The organism is Anaerofustis sp., from assembly GCF_019420015.1.
Lineage (GTDB): Bacteria > Bacillota > Clostridia > Eubacteriales > Anaerofustaceae > Anaerofustis.
The window spans coordinates 24,912-45,205 of sequence record NZ_JAHZIA010000015.1; the positions used below are offsets into that span (position 1 = coordinate 24,912).

A 20,294-nucleotide genomic window follows, 5' to 3' on the forward strand; every position below is an offset into this window, starting at 1 on the left:
TTATTCCCAGTTCTTGCTGTATTTTTCTATATTCGCCTCATGCCCGCTTAAATCCTTTGCAAAGGCACTTGCTCCTGTACCGTCATTTTTTGTACAGAAATACAAATAGTCAGTCTTTTCCGGATACAAAGCAGCCTTTAATGCCGAACCTCTGAAGTTCGATATAGGACCTGCAGGCAACCCTTCGTATTTATATGTGTTATACGGAGAATCTATATTCTTTTGAGAATCCGTAAACGAAAATTGATAATCTTTGTATATATATTGAAGCGTTGCACACGACTGCAGCATCATTCCTTTATCCACTCTGTTATAAAATACTCCGGCAATCGTAGGAAGCTCTGAATCCAAAATAGTCTCTCTTTCCACAACGGAAGCCATCGTAACAATTTCGTCAATGGTTTTTCCCATTTCCTTAGTTCTTTTCTTATATTCATCCGTATATTCTTGATCAAATCTGTCAAGCATCTTTGTTATAACATCTCTTGGAAGAGCTTTTACATATACATCATAAGTATCCGCATACAAATATCCTTCCAATATATATTCTCTGTCTTTTGGAACACTTGACAAGAAATCATAATTGCTCCTGTAAAAATCCGCATTGTCTTTGATTTCTTTCAAAAACTCTTCCTTTGTAAACAGACCTTTCTTTTCAAACTCATCTCCGATTCTGTTAAGATCCAAACCTTCTTTTATGGTTATCGAAGTCGTTTTGCTGGTTCCGCCTTTAACTAAGGATTTTACTATCTCACTTGCGGGAAGCTTTTGAGAAAGAGAATAATACCCTGCCTTTAAATCATTTGATTTACCGGAAATTTTAACATAAATCTTAAATGCAGTTTCGTTTTTTATAAGATCATTTTCTTTAAGTACAGTTGTAATACCACTTAAAGAAGAGCCTTCTTCAATAAAAATCTCCTTGGTTTGCCCCGTCGATTTATCCACGGCACCCAAGAGAATATTGTATGATAAAAATATCACAGCAACTAATACAACAACGGCTCCGCCGATAATAAAAGGAATTTTGGATTTATTACCTAAATTAAGCCTCGGTTTATCATTGTTTATTTTATTTGAGTTATTTGTTTTTCTTATTGTTTTTTTAACTTTTATATTTTTTTTTCTCTCCATACTTCTCTCCTTTTAACATAATAGATTATATATGTTATTATGTAATAACTCAACATTTTTAACTTTTATTTAACAATTTTCCGCATTTTTTGACACAACAATACAAAACGACATAAAAAAACCTGCTGCCATTAATGGGCAAACAGGCTTAAATAAAAGACAAAATTTATTTTACCGGAAAGATCTCAAATATATGCAATGCAAACACAAAAGGATTCTGTCCCTTTTGTGTTAATTTAATAAAAATTCTCTAATAATTTAAATTCACATCATAAAACACATTCTTTAAATATCAAATAAAATATACCAATTCATCCGAAGGTTTTGATGCTCCTTTTATTTTTTCCAAATATAAAATAGGAATATCTTCGCCGTACTGAGGGTTAAATTCATATTCCACTCTAACCCACACATCTACCCAGTCCCTGCTATTAAAACCCAATTTGTTCTTAAAATATCTGCACTCATGCCCTAAAAACTGTATATCATCAGCACAGCATGTCATCGCAAATCTACCGGGAACAAAAGTTTTCATCGGAAGAGACTTATCTGTATACACTTGAGCCTTAAATTTAACCTTTTTGCCTATATAATGTCCGGGGTTATCCAAAGTATCAATGAACCAAATACCATAATCTTCGTCCTTCACTTCTATAACATCAGCATTTATATCAAAGGGAAGGTCCTCAGACGTCTCTTCAACCACACTTCCGTCAACTCTTTCAAAAACAATCTGAGCCATAGGATTCAACGCCTTTATGTTTCTTCTAAGTTTGGCTCTGTCCATTCCGTCTTCATATCTGTTGAATATTATCAAACTGGATAAACCCAAAGGCTCCATAAACATCGCTCTCATATTAAGCATATAAAGCTCTGCACTCTCACAGTTAACAACAGAATAAACACTGGCTATCTCCCAACCCAAAGGAAGCTTTGTATCAAGAAGCATATCCATTTTCCATGTACCGTTGTATTCTATAATAATCTGTCTTGGACGATACAAAGCTTCATAATTTTGAAGTAAAGAAGGCGTAAACTTTTCACACTCTTCGACCGTTACTTTATGCACATTGCAAGAAGTCAAAAACTCTCTGTCATATTCCTCTTCCCCGTCCTCGCAAACTATGAGCAAGGTAGGTCCGTTATTTCTGAATTCCGGGCTTCTGAACATATTTTTAATAAGTGTGGTTTTACCGCTTTCAAGTAAACCTGAAACAACAAATATCGGTGTATTCATCTCTTTACCTCTTAACAGCCAAATAATTTATTTAGATCTTCTTTTTTCAAATCGGTTCCTATTACGCATATTTTACCGGTATAATCGGCCTTTCTTTCTCTTATCTCGTATTCTCCGGGAACCAAATCAAACTCATACCAAATACCGCTCTCACCGTTTACAACGCCTTTGGCTCTTAAAATCACTCCAAAAGTGCTGCCGTCGGCAAGTTGTTCCAAAATATCATTTAACTCATCTTTGGAATATTTGTGTACGGTTTCCATTCCAAAACTTGAAAATACTTCATCAGCATCATGGTGATGATGCCCGCAACCGCATGAGCATGTATGATCATGGTGGTGCTCATGACTGCATTCATGATGCTCATCATGATGGTGATGTTCATGTTTATGCTTGTGATTGCATCCACAGTCCTTGTGGTGATGTCCTTCGTGTTCATTACTGTGTTCACAGCATTCGTGGTTATGCTCATGATGATGGTCATGATTACATCCGCACCCATCACCATGACTGTGACGATGTTCATTTTCCTTCTTGATTACTTCTTCCAACAGTTCATTTTCTCCGTCGAATTTCATAACTGCATTTTTTATCACATCACTGTCTAACTCATCCCACGGAGTGGTTATTATATTCGCTTTTTCATTATGTTCTTTTAATAAATTTATACAATCATTAATCTTATCTTCACTCATCATCTGTGTACGGCTTAATACTATTACGTTTGCACTTTCAACTTGATTATTAAAGAATTCCCCAAAGTTTTTAATATACATCTTTGCCTTCTTGCCGTCCACAACGGTAATTTTACTGTCAAGAACAATATCCAGTTTATCCTTAACATTCAAAACAGCCCCTTCCACATCTGAAAGTTTACCTACTCCCGAAGGCTCTATAATTATTCTGTCTGGCGAATATGTATTTATTACATCTTCCAAAGCTTTACTGAAATCCCCCACCAATGTACAGCAGATACATCCCGAGTTCATCTCAGTTATTTCAACACCGGAATCTTTCAAAAAACCACTGTCAACACCTATCTCTCCAAACTCATTTTCTATCAATATAATTTTTTCGCCGTGAAAAACCTCACCGATTAGTTTTTTTATAAAAGTAGTCTTTCCTGCTCCCAAAAAACCTGAAACAATATCTACCTTTGTCATATTAACCCTTCTTTCTTAATTTTAAATATCAATATTTTATAACAAATTTAAAAAAAATACAAACCAAACTTTAGTTAGCATTTACTAACTAAATATATCATTTTTTTGACAATATATCAACAAATTAAAAAAATAAAATTTTTCTTCCTTTTACTTAATTTAATAAAACAAACATAAACGGCTGTATATATTTTCTTAATATAATTAACATATTTTTATTATTCACATATTATAATAACGTATAAAAAGATAATATATTTATTTATTAAATTAATACTTGAAATATACTTTATTTTATGATAGCATATCAATAGAAAATAAAAATAATGAGGAGAATATTATGTTTTCAAATAAAGTTACATCAATAGGACAGTCACCGATAAGGGAGTTTGCCCCAATACAAGAAAAAAGAACAAAAGAAGGAGTCCATGTATATCAACTAAACATAGGTCAACCGGATATAGTAACGCCAAAAGAATTTTTCAGCGCCGTAAAAAATTTTGACGAAAACATATTGTCATACACAAATTCAAGGGGAATACCAGAACTGCTTGAAGCCTTTGAAGAATACTATTCACAAATAGGTACAAACATACACAAAGAAGACATGATAGTAACAAACGGCGGAAGCGAAGCTATACTCTTTTCATTCTTAACCCTTTGTAATGAAGGAGACGAAATAATAGTATTAGAACCTTATTATACAAATTACAATATATTTGCCACTCAGGCAGGAATAAACATGGTATCGATAACGACCAAACCGGAAGATAATTTCAGACTGCCATGTAAAGAAGAAATTAAAAAACATATATCAGACAAAACTAAAGCCTTTTGCATAACAAACCCATCAAATCCAACTGGAAGGGTTTATACAAGGGAAGAAATAAGACTACTTTGCGACATTGCAAAAGAAAACAATATGTTTATAATAGTCGACGAAGTTTACAGAGAATTTGTATATGACGGAAATTTCATAAGCTTTTCAACCATCAAAGATATGGAAGAAAGGGTAATAATAATAGACAGTATATCAAAAAGATTTTCGGCATGCGGAGCAAGAATAGGACTTCTCGCATCAAAAAACAAAGAATTCATGTCTCATGTATTAAAACTTGCACAGGCAAGATTATGCGCACCTTATATAGACCAAGTGGGAGCTGCCGCAGTACTTAAAAATACAAGCAAAGAATACATAAATAATGTAATCAAAGAATACAAAAAGAGAAGAGATACAATATACTCAAGACTAAAAAAAATAAAAGGAATACAAGTAAAAAAACCGGCGGGAGCATTTTATCTAATAGCAAAACTGCCTGTTGAAAATGCACATGAATTCTCAAAATGGCTTTTGGAAAAATATACTCTCAATAACGAAACCGTAATGCTGTGTCCCGCAAGCGAATTCTATTCTACAAAAGAATTGGGAGTAGACGAAGTAAGAATAGCTTATGTATTAAAGTCAGAAGATTTAATAAAAGCTGTTGAAATTTTGGATAAAGGGCTTTTGGAATACCAAAAAGAAACACAAAATTGTAAGGATTTAAGCACAAACAAAAACAAAGCAACAGTGATTTTGAAAAAACAAGAGCAGTATGCAATATAAACATCAATATTTTTAAAAATCATTGTAAAAGAAAGGAAAAAAATGCTTGCATTTGATATATAGAAATGCTATAATATCATTCGCGAGACTATTTAAAGTGGAGGTGTAGCAAGTGGCAAACATTAAATCTGCAAAGAAAAGAGCGATTACAAACGAAAAAAGCAGACTTAGAAATAAAGCTATCAAAACTAACTTAAAAACTGTTGAAAAAGATTTTGAACAAGCTGTTTTATCTAATGATGTAGAAAAAGCTAACGAAGCATGTAAATTAGCCAGCAAGAAATTTGACATGGCTGCAAGCAAAGGTGTTATCCATAAAAACGCTGCTAACAGAAAAAAAGCTCAATTAGCTAAAAAAGTCAATGCTTTAGGTTAGTATGATTATATAGACTATTTAAGGCCTTTCGTATCCGGAAAGGTCTTTTTGCATTTTATAATAACAAAAGGTATAAATTAATGATTGACAAACAAATAATATCAAACGGAGTCGATATAGTAAAAGTAAGCAGAATAGAAAAAATCATAAACGGCAAACACAAAAGCTTATTTTTAAAAAAAATATTCACAGAAAAAGAAATAGATTACTTTGAAAGCACAATGTTCAGCCCCCAAAGCATCAGCGGCTATTTTGCCGCAAAAGAAGCCACCATGAAAGCTATAGGAAAAGGTATGAATAAAATTAAATTCAAAGATATAGAAATCATAAAAGACAGCGAAAATAAACCTTTCATAAAACTCCATGGTAATGCAAAAATTGTAATGAAAGAAAATAACATTCATGATTTTAAACTGTCTATATCCCACGAAAAAGAATATGCGATAGCATTCGTAATTGCAACATCAACCAATAAAGTATAGAAATATTAAAAATAATAATCAAAACAAAAGAGACAGTTTACTGTCTCTTTTAAACTTTTTATAAGTAATATAAACAGAACATTAAAAATAAATTAATTTGGTTTTACTTTTATTGTTCTTTTGATATAATGTATAAAGGAGGTTTTTAAACAGGAATTTAAAATCAAAGCGCCCGAACCGAATTCCTGAATATATTAAGTATGGTTGACGAGGAAAAGGGTTTATCGAAATTTCGGCGGATACCCTTTGGGATAGAAGTATTCCTTAAAGTCTGGCAAAACTTAAAAGTAATTTTAAGGACAAATTCAGATTTAAAACTTTAATTAAAAAATTAAAATTTTAAGGAGAACATAAAAAATATGTGCGGAATAGTAGGTTATATAGGAAATAAAAAAGCGAGCGACATTTTAGTTGACGGTCTTGAAAAACTGGAATACAGAGGATATGACTCTGCGGGAATCGCCGTTTTTAAAGACGGAAACATAGATATAAGAAAACATAAAGGCAGACTGGACAATTTAAGAGAAAGCTTAGAAAAACACGATATAGAAGGAAATATAGGTATAGGACATACAAGATGGGCAACTCACGGAGAACCATCGGATATAAACTCACATCCACATGCAAGCCATAACGGAAAAATCGTTATAGTGCATAACGGTATCATCGAAAACTACATTGAACTTAAGGAAGAATTGGTAGAAAAAGGATACAGATTTATTTCCGATACGGATACGGAAGTTGCGGCTCATCTGATTGAAGATTTATATGACGGTGATTTACTTTCTACAGTAAAAAAAGTAACAAAAAAATTATCGGGCTCTTACGCTCTTGCAGTTATGTGCAAGGATAATCCTGACGAACTGATTGCAGTAAGAAAAGACAGCCCTTTAATCATCGGAAAAGGCGAAGGAGAAAACTTCATTGCAAGTGATATTCCTGCCGTACTTAAACACACAAGAGATATTTACCTTTTGGATGATGACGAAATAGCCGTAATAACAAAAGACAACGTTACAATCTATGACGAAGAAGGTAAAAAAGTAGGAAAGCAAATATTAAAAGTAAATTGGGATGCTGCCGGCGCGGAAAAAGGCGGATACGAACACTTCATGCTAAAAGAAATCCATGAACAGCCTAGAGCAATCAGAGATACTTTAAGAGGAAGACTTGACGTAGAAAAACATGAAGTAAAGCTTGATGACATAACAATTACAAAAGAAGATTTGGATAAAATAAACAAAATATACATCGTTGCCTGCGGTACTGCATATTATGCCGGTAACGTAGGAAAAAACGTAATTGAAAAATACGCAAGAATCCCTGTTGAAGTTGATATTGCAAGTGAATTCAGATACAGAAATCCTATCATAGACGAACATACATTATTGATTTCAATTTCTCAATCAGGAGAAACAGCAGATACTCTTGCTGCAATGAGACTTGCAAAAGCTCAAGGAGCCAGAGTCCTTGCAGTTACAAACGTAGTCGGAAGCACGGTTTCAAGAGAAGCAAGTGATGTGCTTTATACATGGGCAGGTCCTGAAATAGCGGTTGCTTCAACAAAAGCTTATTCGACTCAAGTTGTAAGTATGTACCTTATAGCTTTATTGTTCGGTAAACTTACAGGAAAATTAAGCGACGAAAGCTTTGAAGAAATAGCTTCAGGATTAATGAATATAGATAAAAATGTAGAAAATGTTTTGGCAAAAGAAGAAGACATCAAGAAAATTGCTTATGAACATTTTAAAGTACACGATGTATTCTTCCTTGGAAGAGGACTTGATTATTTCTTATCCCTTGAAGGCTCTTTAAAAATGAAAGAAATTTCATATATTCATTCAGAAGCTTATCAAGCAGGAGAACTTAAACACGGTCCTATAGCATTGGTAGAAGAAGGCACTTTAATAATCGCTCTTTGCACTCAAGATGCTCTATTCGAAAAAATGCTCAGCAACATAAAAGAAGTTGTTGCAAGAGGAGCTTATATAGTAGCATTCGCAAAAGAACAAAATTCGAATGTAGAAAAAGAAGCCGACGATGTAGTATATATCGACAATGTGATGGATGATTTAACGGTTATTCCGACTGTTGTTTATCTCCAAACACTTGCATACTACCTTGCAGTGGCAAGAAACTGTGACGTAGACAAACCAAGAAACCTTGCAAAATCCGTTACGGTTGAATAAATAACGCCAATAATAACATATGTATAAGAGGCAAAAACAAGAGGAATATTCCTCTTGTTTTTACTGGTATATGAAACGTCGTGGTTTCATGGTTTTTCATATACCCTTTAGGGGTACCTAAGGCTGTTATACCGTTATTATGAAATATAATAATAAAACCGCCAAACTCTTTTTAAAAGAGCTTTTTTTGCGGTGGATAGGAGCCAAAATGACGACAACAAACGTAAAAGTAAAATTTTTAACCAAAGCGGCCATAATAGCTGCTTTATACATTGTAAGCACAATGTTGATTTCTCCAATTGCTTTCGGAGAAAATCAAGTAAGAGTATCAGAAGCACTAAACATACTCGTATTCTTTACCCCTGCGGCAATCCCGGGATTGTTTGTAGGATGTATACTTTCCAATCTTGCGAGTCCTTTCGGGCTTATAGATATAGCTTTCGGTTCCATTGCAACACTCCTTGCAGCCATAACAGCAAGTAAAATCAAAAACAAATACCTAATGGAGCTTCCAAGCATAATATATAACGGCATATTCGTAGGATTTGTACTGTATAAAATGGCGGCAATACCTTTTGTTGCAGGTTTTATAAGTGTATGTATAGGTCAAGCAGTAAGTCTTTATGTTATAGGACTACCTCTGCTTTTGATAATCGAAAAAAATCAAAAACTAAGGAGTCTTCTTTCCGATTAAATGAATAAATATATGCTTTTAGCCGTAGAGGAAGCCAAACAATGTCAAAATGACGTTCCGATAGGAGCGGTTATAACAAAGGAAGATGAAATAATATCATGTGCTCATAATGAAGTCGTAAAAAACAACGACCCGACAGCACATGCAGAAATAACCGCAATAAAACGAGCCTGTGAAAAGTTAAATACCTATAACTTAAGCGGGTGTACATTATATTCAACATTAGAACCCTGCCCCATGTGTACAGGAGCGATTATAAACGCTAAAATAAGCAAAGTTGTATACGGAGCAATGGATATCGAATACGGAGCTTGCGGCAGCAAATACAATCTGTTAAGCCATAACAAAGCAAAAAATACAGAAGTTTATTCTGGAATAGAAGAAAAAATATGCAGTGAACTTATTAAAGATTTTTTTATAAGAATAAGAAAATAAAAAGCAAGGGGTACCCACCTTGCTTTTTTAATACAATAAATATATAAGAGCAACAATGCCAAGTTTAATTTTATCGGGAACTTTAGAAAACATTCCTGCTATAACATGATAATTTTCGGGCTTTGCACTTATCAAGATAAGGAAATAATCCATAAATATATCTTTATCCACATAAAAAACAGGAGTACTGTCATAGATTATGGAATTTAAAATATCCCTGTCCCCTATTTTTGCTAAATGCATCTTTGCTTCACTTTTAAATGATTTGATTATCTCGTTTTTCAACTCGAAAAAAGTATATTTTTTCTTTTCTTCCACATGAAATATACATGCCAAATTCTCCAGAAGAGATAATAAAGCGTTGTTTTCTTTTCTGAATTCGGAAAACTTAATCAAATCACATATGCTTTTTCTTACAAGGTTTTTATTTAAAACATTTAACCCCAAAAGCTCCATAATCAAATAATCTTTATTATCCGAAAATAAATCTCCTATATGTACGTCAAAAGACTTATAATCATCATCTTCAATATAATCTATATAATATATTTTCCCAGATACTTTTCCAATTGATTTTAGCGTATCCAAATAACCTGTCATTATCTGTTCCTTCATCAATTTACTTTCACAGGAATTTTCAGCTTCCAAGAAATCACTGCTTTTTAAAAGGGTAACCTTTCTGAAAGATAAAGGTTCAATCGTCTCCTCCAAAGAAAGAATATTTTTATAACCTTTATCCACAAGAATATTAACAAGATTGTTATTATACGAATTAACCAAACCAGAGCTTTTACCGACTCTGGAAATCTCAGGAAAACAAAGAGATAAAAGTATATACGAATGAAACTGACCGAAGGGAATACTTTTTAAATTTATAGCTTCAAAATTAAGATTCGATAAATTAATCGTATCTATATACAGCTCAACGTCGCTCTTTCTTACATCGTCCTCTGATATATATTTTTTCAAAGCTTTTTTAAGTTCATACAACCTCTTATCCGAAGATAAAAACTTAGTAAAAGAATTAACAAAAGAGGTATCATCCAGTTTTGACCATTCATTTTCGTAAATATCTGCAATAATTTCGTTTATTTTAAACAAATCCGTATTTATTGCCATAGTCCAAAATTTAATCGCTTGATTTATATCATTACATACAAGAAAGCAAGCATTGATTATACCCATTCCTCCTGCCGAAACAGCTTTGAATCTCATCTTATTTTCTAAAAATGCTGTAAATGAGCCAAGTTCAAAGAATTTTTTGCTCCCGTCTAAACCTAGTATAATTGCATCATATTTAGGCATCCTATCACTCCCGTTTTTTAAATATGTTTATTATAACATAAAGTACAATAAAAAAATACCTTCGTATCAGGTATCTTTTTATAATTATATTTTATTTAATATTAGTTTAAAGAATCTTTTAATGCTTTTCCTGCTTTAAAAACTGGAGCTTTGCTTGCTGGTATAGTAATTTGTTCTTTTGTTTGAGGATTAATACCTTTTCTTTCTGCTCTATCTCTTACTTCAAAAGTACCGAAGCCTACCAATGAAACTTTATCGTCCTTTTTAAGAGTTTCAGTAATAGTTTCAACGAATGCGCCTAAACAATTTTCACATTCTTTTTTTGTAAGACCAGTTTTTTCGCTTAAAGCGTTTACTAATTCTGATTTATTCATTTAATCTTTCCTCCAAATTTATATTTGTTGATATTTCAACTTTCAAACTCTAGATTATATTTTACCAAAAAATATATTTATTTCAATAGTAATTTAGCCTTTTCCCAATATTTTTCCCAAAAATCTCCCTTTAATGTCACAATATCATTGTTATCCTTTTCAATTATACTTTCCATCATAGAAAATCTCTCTACAAACTTACTTGAAGATAACCTTAAAGCATCTTCACAGTCAACTCCAAGGAGTCTGAGTACATTAACTGTACTAAAAAGCAAATCCCCTCCTTCGATTATCAAAGCTTCAGAATCATTATTTTCAATCTCGGCTTTCAATTCTTCGATTTCTTCGTAAACTTTGCTTAAGGCTTGCTCATAATTTTCAAAATCAAAGTTTGCGTCAGCTGCTCGCTTTTGTATTTTTTGAGCATACACCAAGGCAGGGAAGCCCTTTGGAACATCTTTAAGAGACTGAGTATAATTTTTGAAAGACTTTTCTTCTTTTTTTACATCATTCCAAACTTTTGAAGTATCATCCCCCTCCAAATGTACATCCGCAAACACATAAGGATGCCTTCTTATCAACTTGTTTGATATATTATATATAATATCATCTTCATCAAAAAAACCCTTTTCCTTGGCTATTTGCCCGTGAAGAGCAATCTGAAGAAGCAAATCACCAAGTTCATCACATAAACCGTTCATATCCTCTTTGTCAATAACATCCAAAACCTCATAAGTTTCTTCAAGCAAATGCTTTTTTAAACTCTTATGCGTCTGTTTCCTGTCCCAGGGACATCCCTTATCACTTCGTAAATATGCTATCAATTCCATAAAAGATTTAAAATCACCTTTTACAGATAAAAAATCATATTTAGGAACTAACAGTAAAATACTGCAATCATCTTCTTCATTTGTGCTCAAATCTCTCAATGTTATTTTTTCTGCTTTTCCATTATTTATAACATAAATCTCGATTTTTTCATAAAAATATTTAAGCAAATTAGTCTTAACATAAGATATATTCATAGAACTGACGTTTTTTATCAAATTTACACTTTGAAAATCAGGTGCCGTAAACTCAGAACTTTCGGCATTCATCACCTTGTATGATATCATATCACCAAACAAAGTTTCCACAGCAAGATTTGATTCAATATAAACATCATTGTCCTTATCCTCTGTTATCCTATCAAACAAACTTCTGTTTTTTGCCACATCAAAAACAAGAAACACATTTTCATATCTGTCCAGTTCCTTTTTTAAGTCCTCATAAATCAATTTATCGAATTGAATATTATAAAACTCCTTACAAGGCTGTATTTGTTCCATACTCCTCTTTTCTGCAAAAACAGCACTTTCTCTCATCTTTGTTTTAAAATCTTTAGAAATACCATCAACTATGACATTATTTACAACATAAACATTATTCTTCATATTCTTACCTCTGACATTACTATATAAATTATTTTAACAAAGATCATATATCCCATACAATACTTACAATCTGTTTTTTATAATTTACAATAAAAGTTTATAAAGCTAAAAGTCCCTTACATATTTAAAAAATCAAAACAAAAAGACCGCCTTATCGGCGGTCCTAAAAGAAAAAATGATAAATATACAAAACCTTAAATAACAATTATTTACGGTATTTGTTATCCAGCTTTCCAACTTCGTCCACATTGCTTTGACTTTTGCATCCTTCCTCAAAATCATTGTCAAGCCAATGTTTCAATACAACCTTTGCGGTTTCTTTTCCTATTACTCTGTAACCCATTGTAATAATCTTTGCATTGTTGCTTAAACTTGCCCTCTCCGCAGAGTAAGGATCGTGACATACCGTCGCATACACTCCCGGAACTTTATTTGCGGCAATACTCATACCTATACCCGTCCCGCAAAACAAAAGCCCTCTGTCATAATCTTCATCTCTTACGGCCAAAGCAACCTTTTCGGCAACATTTGCATAGAATGTTTTGTCACTTTCTTCTTTTACACCGAGATCATCGACTTCATAACCCTCATTTTTCAAATAATCAACTATTTCATCCTTTAAAAGTAAACCTACCGCATCTGCACCAACAGCTATCTTTTTCATTTTTATTCCTCCTATTCGTAATCAAATCCCGTACATTTATTCATGACTTTTACAATCGTTTCATAAGACGGAGCATCGTTATATAAAATATCATACAAAGCTTCCAAGAAAGGAAGTTTTTCTCTTTTCAACACACCTTTTTCTTCAAGCTGAGCGACAAGTTCCCATGCAAATTTTATTGCATTGTAACCTTCCACTGTTATATCGTTGTCTCTCATTTCTTTTATGGCTTTACTTCCCGGTGTTCCGGCACCGCAAACTTCTCCCAATATTCTGTTTCTGCCGGCTTCACAAGTAATCTCAAGATCTCCCACTCCCGGTTGACCTATTACAGAAGCATAGCTTCCTCCCATAGCTTTGGTTAAAACACCCATTTCCGCTACAGCAAAAGTAAACAAAGCAGCCTTACAGTTATTATTGTTTTTCCCTTCAAGATCTTTAAACCCTTCGGCCATACCAAGACCTATGGAATAAGCATTTTTCATTGCAGCACAAATTTCAAGGCCTATAACATCATTTGTGATTCCTACGTTGTATTTATCCGTTGCAAGAAGACTTCTCATATATTTCGCAGCTTCTATATCTTTGCTTGCATAATCAACTGAGTTAGGGCATTCCCATACAACTTCAACGGCTTTACAAGGTCCTCCCACAAAAACCAAAGGAATCTTACCTTTTAAATCTTCCGGAAGCAATTGTTCCAATATATCGGGAAGAATAATTACTTTGTTTTTATCATGCAAATCATATTCAAAACCTTTTGATACACTTCCCACCACCATACCTTCTTTTAAATAAGGAATGGCTTTTTTGAATATATCAGCAAGCCCGTCACTGGTAATCCCCATAATGATTAAATCGGCACCCTCAATAGCTTCTTCGATTTCTTCATTGTAAAAATAATTGATACCCTCTTCCAATTTACATTTATGTTTAATATGAGTACCGTCTTTTTTTAATTGATCAATTATCTCACCATCAAGATGAGTACCCCATAAATTTACTTTATGTCCGTTTTTTCTTAAAGGAGTGGACAAAGCACTGCCCATAGCACCTGCACCGAGTATTGTTACATTAGCCATATAATATGTACCTCTCTTTGTATAATATATATTTTATATAAAAAAACCATAACATAATAACACACTATATGTGTTTCAGTTATGGTTTCTCTTATAATCTCTTCCAAAACTTATATTAAATTAACATCATTATATACGATTAATGAAAATTTTTCAATATATTTTAATCATATTTAATAACTTTTTTCTCCAGATATGAAACTAAAAAATACATAAACCCGGCAACAACGGATAAAATCACAACTCCTGCCATTACAAGATCGAGATTGAAAACCTGAGAGCCGTAAACAATCAAATATCCGAGACCTTCCTTACTCACCAAAAATTCTCCCATTATTACGCCTACCCAAGAAAGTCCTACATTTATTTTGAGTGCGTTTATGATATTTTTTATGCTGGAAGGAAAAACAGCCTTGGTAAATATCTGCATTTTTGTTGCATTAAAGGTTTTAAGAAGAACTATTTTTTCTTCGGGAATCTGCATAAAACCCGAATAAACACCTATTATTGTGGCAATTATCGATATAGCAAGAGTCATTATTAGAATGGAGCCCATACCGGCACCTGCCCATACTATTATAACAGGTCCCAATGCTACTTTAGGCAGAGCATTCAACACAACCAAATAAGGATCCATAATCTTTGCAAATCTTTCACTCCACCACAAAAGCATCGCTATAAGTGTTCCGAGCACAGTCCCTAAAATAAATCCGGTCATGGTTTCAAATGTAGTGACAAACAAATGATTATATAAACTGTCCGTACTTATAAGTTCTACTATTGTTTTAAAAATCCTGCTTGGAGAAGAACTTATAAAATGATTTATAAAACCGAATCTGGCACTTACTTCCCATAGAATAAGAAAAGCAAACAAAATGGCAATTCGTGAAAAAACAACTATAAATTTTTCCCTTTTTGCTTTTCTTAAGTATTCTTCATGCTCTTTGCTTTTTATTTCATCATATATGCACATCCAAATCCCTCCATATCTTGTCATAATAATCGGAAAACTCCTTCGCCTTACGTCTCTCGACTGGACTTAAAGAATCGATTGAAAGGTTGATATCATATATGCTCTTGACTTTTGCGGGTCTATCGGAAACCACAACTACCCTATCCGCAAGAGATATCGCTTCGGATAAGTCATGAGTAACCAAAACGGCCGTCTTGTTGTTTCTTCTTATGGCAAGGCTTATATCTTCACTCACTGCAAGCCTTGTTTGATAGTCCAAAGCGGAAAAAGGTTCATCCAACAACAATATATCGGGTTTAAGAGCAAGAGTTCTTATAAGTGCGACTCTCTGCCTCATCCCTCCTGAAAGTTGTCTTGGATATGCCTCGAGAAAATTTTCGAGTCCGTACATTTTTAAAAGCCCCAAAACATACTCCCTGTCTTCCTCTTTTATTTTCCCTCTGCCTCTTACTTCCAGCCCCAGCAGAGCATTATCCATAATTTTTTTAAAAGGAAACAACTCATCTTGCTGAAGCATATATCCTACGCTCGGATTTTCTTTACTAAACTTATAACTGCCGCTGCTAGGCTCAAGTAACCCCGATAAAATAGACAAAATAGTACTTTTACCGCATCCGCTCGGTCCAACCAAGGCAATAAACTCACCTTCATACACATCCAGAGAAAACCCTTCCACCGCCGTAATTATACTGTCTTTGGTATGAAAACTTTTTACCAAATCGTCAATTTTTACTAAAGGCTTTCTCATTCTATCTACTCCTTATAATAATCTATTTTGTTTTTTCCGCAAATGTTGTATTTACCAAATCTTTATACTCGGCCTTTTTATCCAACTGTCCTGCTGAAGACATAATATCCTGAAGTCTGTCAAAAGAATCTTTTGTAAGTACAGGAGTATCTTTCCATGCGTCTATGCTTTTATATCTGTCGATAACTTTTATCAATGTTTCTTTATCATTGTCAGGGAAAAATTCTGCTATTTGCTCTGCTATTTCTTTACTGTCGGCAGTCTGAACATATTTAAGCCCTTTTGCCACTGCATTTGTAAAGCTTTGAATCAATTCGGGTTTTTCTTCTATGAAGCTTTTTCTTGCATTATATACCGTGTAAGGAACTTCCCCGCTTTCTTCTCCTATAGATTTAAGAACGTAACCCTGACCGCTTGATTCCACTTCCGTTGCGCTGGGTTCAAACAAAGCAACATAATCACCCGTTCCGCCTACGAATGTACCGGCCATTGCGGCAAATTGAACGGAAGTATCAAGATTAATATCTTTTTTTATGTCTATACCGTTTTTCTTAAGTACATATTCAAGAGTCATTTCGGGAACACCTCCCGCTCTTCCTCCGATAATGTGCTTACCTTTTAAATCAGAGTATTTGAACTTTCCGGCTTCATCCTTTCTTCCTACAAGAAAAGAACCGTCTCTTTTAGTAACCTGTGCAAAGTTTACGGGATAATCCTTTTCACCGCCCTGTGCAACGTATATCGTAGCTTCCGGACCGCAAAAACCCACATCGCTGTCACCGCTGAGTACCGCAGCCGTAACTTTATCCGCACCTTGAGCCGTAGTCAATTCTATATCAATTCCCTCTTCTTCAAAATATCCAAGGCTTATCGCCGCATATTGAGGAGCGTAAAATATAGAACGAGCAACTTCGCTTACTTTAACTTTCTCAAGCTTGGACTCGTTCGTACCACAACCGACAAAACAAGCTAAACACATTAATGCACTGACCGTCAGTGCCAAAACTTTTTTCAATATATAATCCCTCCTAAATCATTATTCACATTATATTATGTGAAAGAAATACTTTTGGTGAGCTAAGATTACAAGTTTTATTGAAAATTATTTTAAAAGATAGTAAGATATCTGTATGTAATTTTTAAGAGGTACAAAATGGGAACGATAGTAAATATAATATCAATATTAATTGGCAGTACGATTGGACTTATGTTAAAAAAAATCGTCAATAAAAAACTTGAAGACAGCATGAAAACCATATTGGGGCTCTCTACTATTATAGTAGGCTTTCTCGGAATTATTACCTCCGGAATAACAATAAACGAAAAAGGCATGCTGGAAACAAGCAACACTTTACTTCTGGTAATAAGTCTTGTCGTTGGTACTTTGATAGGAGAACTTCTGGACTTAGACAAAAAATCAAATACATTCGTAAAAAAAATAGAAAAAAAATTTGCTTTAGACGGATTTGCCGACGGTTTTATACCTACTTCTGTTCTATTCTGTACCGGAGCAATGGCAATAATAGGAGCATTAAATGACGGACTAAACGGAGATCATACAATACTATTCACAAAATCCATTCTTGACGGTACAATAGCAATACTGTTTACCGCAACACTGGGATTTGGGGTATACTTTTCGGCAGTAAGCGTTGGAATATATCAAGGAGCAATAACACTTCTGGGAATATATTTATCCCCTTATCTTTCGGATATGCTTGTAAACAATATATGTCTTGTCGGATACGCAATGGTAATATGTATAGGATTGGGACTGATGAAAATAAAAGATATAAAAGTCTTAAATATGCTGCCCGGACTGATAATTCCGATTATATATGCAGCCATATTTTGAATGATTGTATTTATCAATCGTATTTTCACAGTAAAATCAATATAAAACACCGAATTTTAAATCATACCTATAAAATAGAAAAATGAAAAACATATTAAATACATTAAAGAAGAACGATAACACTCGTTCTTCTTTGTTTTTAAAATACTAAAAAAACTCAACGACAGATATCTTTCTTTTTCTTTCACAGTGAAAATAAACATAAGTATTTTTTACGTTTCGCTTCGAAATTCTTTGACAAAAGAAACATTATAAAGTATAATATTTTTATAAAACATATACATGAAAGGGACTTAAATGAATAAACTCGAATACATTTTATCAAATATATTTTTACACATTTTTTATTATATCTTTTGGTTTATACCCGTTAACAACAAAAAAATAACTTTTTCAACTCCAAGAAATACTATCTTGGACGGAAACATAAAGTATATTTACAGAGCTCTAAACAAAAAAAGAAAAGATATAAAATTTGTATTTTTATTTGATAAATACAGTTATTCTTTAACAGGCAAAATTTCATACCTTTTAAGACTTATAAAAGGCGTTTATCATCTTGCAACATCAAGAGTATTCATAGTGGATAACGCTTACTTTCCCGTTCATATAATAAAGCATAAAAAGAAAACAATTGTAATACAAGTTTGGCATGCGGCGGGAGCTCTTAAAAAATTCGGAAACGACGCAGAAAATACAGGAGAATCGGTAGAAGATAAATTCAGACATAAAAATTACGATTACTGCATAATGGGAAGTGAGTTTTCAAAAAAACATTATGCAACAGCCTTTGGTATGGATGAAGATAAAGTTCTGATTTTGGGAAGTGCAAGAACAGATTTATTCTTCAACGAAAAAACACTTGAAAGAGTAAAAAAAGAATTCTACGAAAAATATCCTTCTCTCAAAGACAAAAAAATTATTCTTTATGCACCTACATTCAGAGGAAGAGGAAGCGAAGCGGAAACCGAACTTCATTTGAATATAAGTAAAATGAAAGAAGAATTAAAAGATCTCGGATATACTTTGGTATACAAACCTCATTTAAGTGCAAAAGCCAAAACAGGAAAAGATGATGATTTCTTGATTTATTTGGATAAAGAGGATGTATTAAACAAGGTAATGCCTGTTTGCGATATATTTATAACAGACTATTCCTCAGCAATAATAGAATATGCAATACTGAAAAAACCTTTAATCTTATATGTCTACGATCTTGAACAATACATTAAAAATCCGGGATTTTATCAAGACTTCAAAAAAGATGTCATAGGAGAACAGGTTTCAACAACAGATGAGGTAATAAAACTGATAAAAGAAAACAAATTCGATTTTAACGATTATGACAAGTTTATCGATGTTCATTACAAATATACAGACGGACAAAGTTCAAACAGAATTGCCGATTATATAATCGAAAATTTTATAGACAAAAAATAGTTTAAAACTATTTTAAATATGCATTATTTAATTAAGGAGGTAAATATGGCGAGCGGTGTTATAATGCCCAGACAAGGGCAGTCGGTAGAAAGCTGTATAATTACTAATTGGAACGTAAAAGAAGGTGATATGGTAAATGAAGGTGACGTATTATTCGAATACGAAACCGATAAATCCGCATTTGAAGAAGAAGCTCAGACAAGCGGAATGATTTTAAAGATTTTGGCAGAAGAAGGTGATGATGTTCCTTGTCTTGATGTTGTGTGTGTTATCGGAAATGAAGGAGAAGACATAAGCGAATTTTTGACAAATACACAAACAGAAGATAAAGAAGAAGTAAAAGAAACCAAAAAAGAAATACCGGAAAGTACAAATATCATTTCAGCGGGAGAAGTAAACGAAGAAAAAATATCTCCGAGAGCGAAAATGATGGCTGAAGAAAAACACTTAGATTTAACAAAAGCCATTCCTACAGGTCCCGATGGAAGAATAATAGAAAGAGATATATTACAACTCGCAAAAGAAGGATATAAAATAAACAAATCATCCAAAGAAGATGTTATTTTTATTGAAGATAATGTAAACAATACAATAAGCGAATATGAAGATATTCCTCATTCAAACGTAAGAAAAGTCATTGCAAAATCAATGCATTCATCTTTAAGCAATATGGCTCAGCTTACATTTAATCGTAGCTTTGACACCACAAATATGATGAAATACAGGAAAATAATAAAATCATCAATGGAAAGTTTGGGACTTGAAAAAATTACCGTAAACGACATAATAATGTATGCCGTATCAAGAGTAATTTTAAATCATAAGAGTTTTAATGCTCATTATGATGATGAAAAATTAAGGGTATTTAATAATGTTCATTTGGGTATGGCCGTTGATACCAAAAGAGGACTTTTGGTTCCTACCATATTTAATGCAAATAAAATGTCTTTAAACGAGATATCTAAAAGAGCAAAAGAACTCGGTGCTATGGCGTCAGAAGGTAAGATCAGCCCTGATTTATTGAGCGGCGCAACCTTTACGGTGAGCAATTTAGGTTCTATGGGAATAGAAAGCTTTACTCCGATAGTAAACCCACCTCAAACA

20 protein-coding genes are annotated in these 20,294 nt (G+C 33.3%); 9 read left to right on the top strand and 11 right to left on the bottom strand.

Going from position 1 to position 20,294, the window contains the following annotated elements; all coding sequences use genetic code 11:
* From mltG to QZ357_RS04035, 3 genes are all read right to left on the bottom strand, one after another.
* On the bottom strand, positions 1–1,134 hold the full coding sequence (gene mltG / locus QZ357_RS04025; RefSeq protein WP_290772096.1) for an endolytic transglycosylase MltG: 1,134 nt from the start codon (positions 1,132–1,134) through the stop codon (positions 1–3).
* A gap of 292 nt (positions 1,135–1,426) precedes the next feature.
* Positions 1,427–2,371: a GTP-binding protein gene (locus tag QZ357_RS04030; RefSeq protein ID WP_290772098.1), complete on the bottom strand. Its 945-nt coding sequence runs from the start codon at positions 2,369–2,371 to the stop codon at positions 1,427–1,429.
* An 11-nt stretch (positions 2,372–2,382) separates the two neighbouring features.
* On the bottom strand, positions 2,383–3,534 hold the full coding sequence (locus QZ357_RS04035; protein ID WP_290772101.1) for a CobW family GTP-binding protein: 1,152 nt from the start codon (positions 3,532–3,534) through the stop codon (positions 2,383–2,385).
* Between the two features lie 337 nt (positions 3,535–3,871).
* On the opposite strand from QZ357_RS04035, the gene QZ357_RS04040 reads away from it, so the two are divergent.
* The 6 genes from QZ357_RS04040 to QZ357_RS04065 all read left to right on the top strand — a co-directional run bounded on the left by QZ357_RS04040 (position 3,872) and on the right by QZ357_RS04065 (position 9,316).
* Positions 3,872–5,140: a pyridoxal phosphate-dependent aminotransferase gene (locus QZ357_RS04040; protein WP_290772151.1), complete on the top strand. Its 1,269-nt coding sequence runs from the start codon at positions 3,872–3,874 to the stop codon at positions 5,138–5,140.
* 112 nt (positions 5,141–5,252) lie between these two features.
* Positions 5,253–5,516 carry a 30S ribosomal protein S20 gene (gene rpsT, locus QZ357_RS04045; RefSeq protein WP_290772104.1) on the top strand — a complete coding sequence of 88 codons (264 nt, stop codon included), beginning with the start codon at positions 5,253–5,255 and terminating at the stop codon, positions 5,514–5,516.
* Positions 5,517–5,596: 80 nt separating this feature from the next.
* Entirely contained in the window at positions 5,597–5,998 is a 402-nt protein-coding gene (acpS, locus tag QZ357_RS04050; protein ID WP_290772107.1) for a holo-ACP synthase, read from the top strand.
* Between the two features lie 359 nt (positions 5,999–6,357).
* Positions 6,358–8,187: a glutamine--fructose-6-phosphate transaminase (isomerizing) gene (gene glmS / locus QZ357_RS04055; RefSeq protein ID WP_290772110.1), complete on the top strand. Its 1,830-nt coding sequence runs from the start codon at positions 6,358–6,360 to the stop codon at positions 8,185–8,187.
* A gap of 208 nt (positions 8,188–8,395) precedes the next feature.
* Positions 8,396–8,881 (top strand): QueT transporter family protein, encoded by a 486-nt coding sequence (locus QZ357_RS04060; RefSeq protein WP_290772113.1) that lies wholly within the window; start codon positions 8,396–8,398, stop codon positions 8,879–8,881.
* A gap of 12 nt (positions 8,882–8,893) precedes the next feature.
* On the top strand, positions 8,894–9,316 hold the full coding sequence (locus tag QZ357_RS04065; protein ID WP_290772116.1) for a nucleoside deaminase: 423 nt from the start codon (positions 8,894–8,896) through the stop codon (positions 9,314–9,316).
* Positions 9,317–9,343: 27 nt separating this feature from the next.
* Here the strand turns inward: QZ357_RS04065 and QZ357_RS04070 are convergent, their stop codons facing one another.
* From QZ357_RS04070 to QZ357_RS04105, 8 genes are all read right to left on the bottom strand, one after another.
* Entirely contained in the window at positions 9,344–10,621 is a 1,278-nt protein-coding gene (locus tag QZ357_RS04070; RefSeq protein WP_290772119.1) for a hypothetical protein, read from the bottom strand.
* 101 nt (positions 10,622–10,722) lie between these two features.
* Positions 10,723–10,995: an HU family DNA-binding protein gene (locus QZ357_RS04075; protein WP_290772121.1), complete on the bottom strand. Its 273-nt coding sequence runs from the start codon at positions 10,993–10,995 to the stop codon at positions 10,723–10,725.
* A 77-nt stretch (positions 10,996–11,072) separates the two neighbouring features.
* On the bottom strand, positions 11,073–12,428 hold the full coding sequence (gene mazG, locus QZ357_RS04080) for a nucleoside triphosphate pyrophosphohydrolase (RefSeq protein WP_290772124.1): 1,356 nt from the start codon (positions 12,426–12,428) through the stop codon (positions 11,073–11,075).
* Between the two features lie 205 nt (positions 12,429–12,633).
* Positions 12,634–13,092 (bottom strand): RpiB/LacA/LacB family sugar-phosphate isomerase, encoded by a 459-nt coding sequence (locus tag QZ357_RS04085; protein WP_290772127.1) that lies wholly within the window; start codon positions 13,090–13,092, stop codon positions 12,634–12,636.
* Between the two features lie 11 nt (positions 13,093–13,103).
* The gene (locus QZ357_RS04090; protein ID WP_290772131.1) at positions 13,104–14,174 is read right to left on the bottom strand and encodes a 2-dehydropantoate 2-reductase N-terminal domain-containing protein; all 1,071 of its coding nucleotides are present in this window, start codon (positions 14,172–14,174) and stop codon (positions 13,104–13,106) included.
* A 163-nt stretch (positions 14,175–14,337) separates the two neighbouring features.
* Entirely contained in the window at positions 14,338–15,171 is an 834-nt protein-coding gene (locus tag QZ357_RS04095) for an ABC transporter permease (protein WP_290772133.1), read from the bottom strand.
* Entirely contained in the window at positions 15,134–15,895 is a 762-nt protein-coding gene (locus QZ357_RS04100) for an ABC transporter ATP-binding protein (protein WP_290772136.1), read from the bottom strand. The genes QZ357_RS04095 and QZ357_RS04100 overlap by 38 nt, the downstream gene beginning before the upstream one ends.
* 22 nt (positions 15,896–15,917) lie before the next feature.
* Positions 15,918–16,874 carry an ABC transporter substrate-binding protein gene (locus tag QZ357_RS04105; protein ID WP_290772154.1) on the bottom strand — a complete coding sequence of 319 codons (957 nt, stop codon included), beginning with the start codon at positions 16,872–16,874 and terminating at the stop codon, positions 15,918–15,920.
* Between the two features lie 174 nt (positions 16,875–17,048).
* Here QZ357_RS04105 and QZ357_RS04110 point away from each other — a divergent pair, with 174 nt between their 5' ends.
* From QZ357_RS04110 to QZ357_RS04120, 3 genes are all read left to right on the top strand, one after another.
* Positions 17,049–17,750, top strand: coding sequence for a DUF554 domain-containing protein (locus tag QZ357_RS04110; RefSeq protein ID WP_290772139.1), 702 nt, complete (start codon positions 17,049–17,051; stop codon positions 17,748–17,750).
* A gap of 297 nt (positions 17,751–18,047) precedes the next feature.
* Positions 18,048–19,190 (top strand): CDP-glycerol glycerophosphotransferase family protein, encoded by a 1,143-nt coding sequence (locus tag QZ357_RS04115; protein WP_290772142.1) that lies wholly within the window; start codon positions 18,048–18,050, stop codon positions 19,188–19,190.
* 45 nt (positions 19,191–19,235) lie between these two features.
* The coding region (locus QZ357_RS04120) for a dihydrolipoamide acetyltransferase family protein (RefSeq protein ID WP_290772145.1) at positions 19,236–20,294 on the top strand (1,059 nt) is incomplete at its 3' end.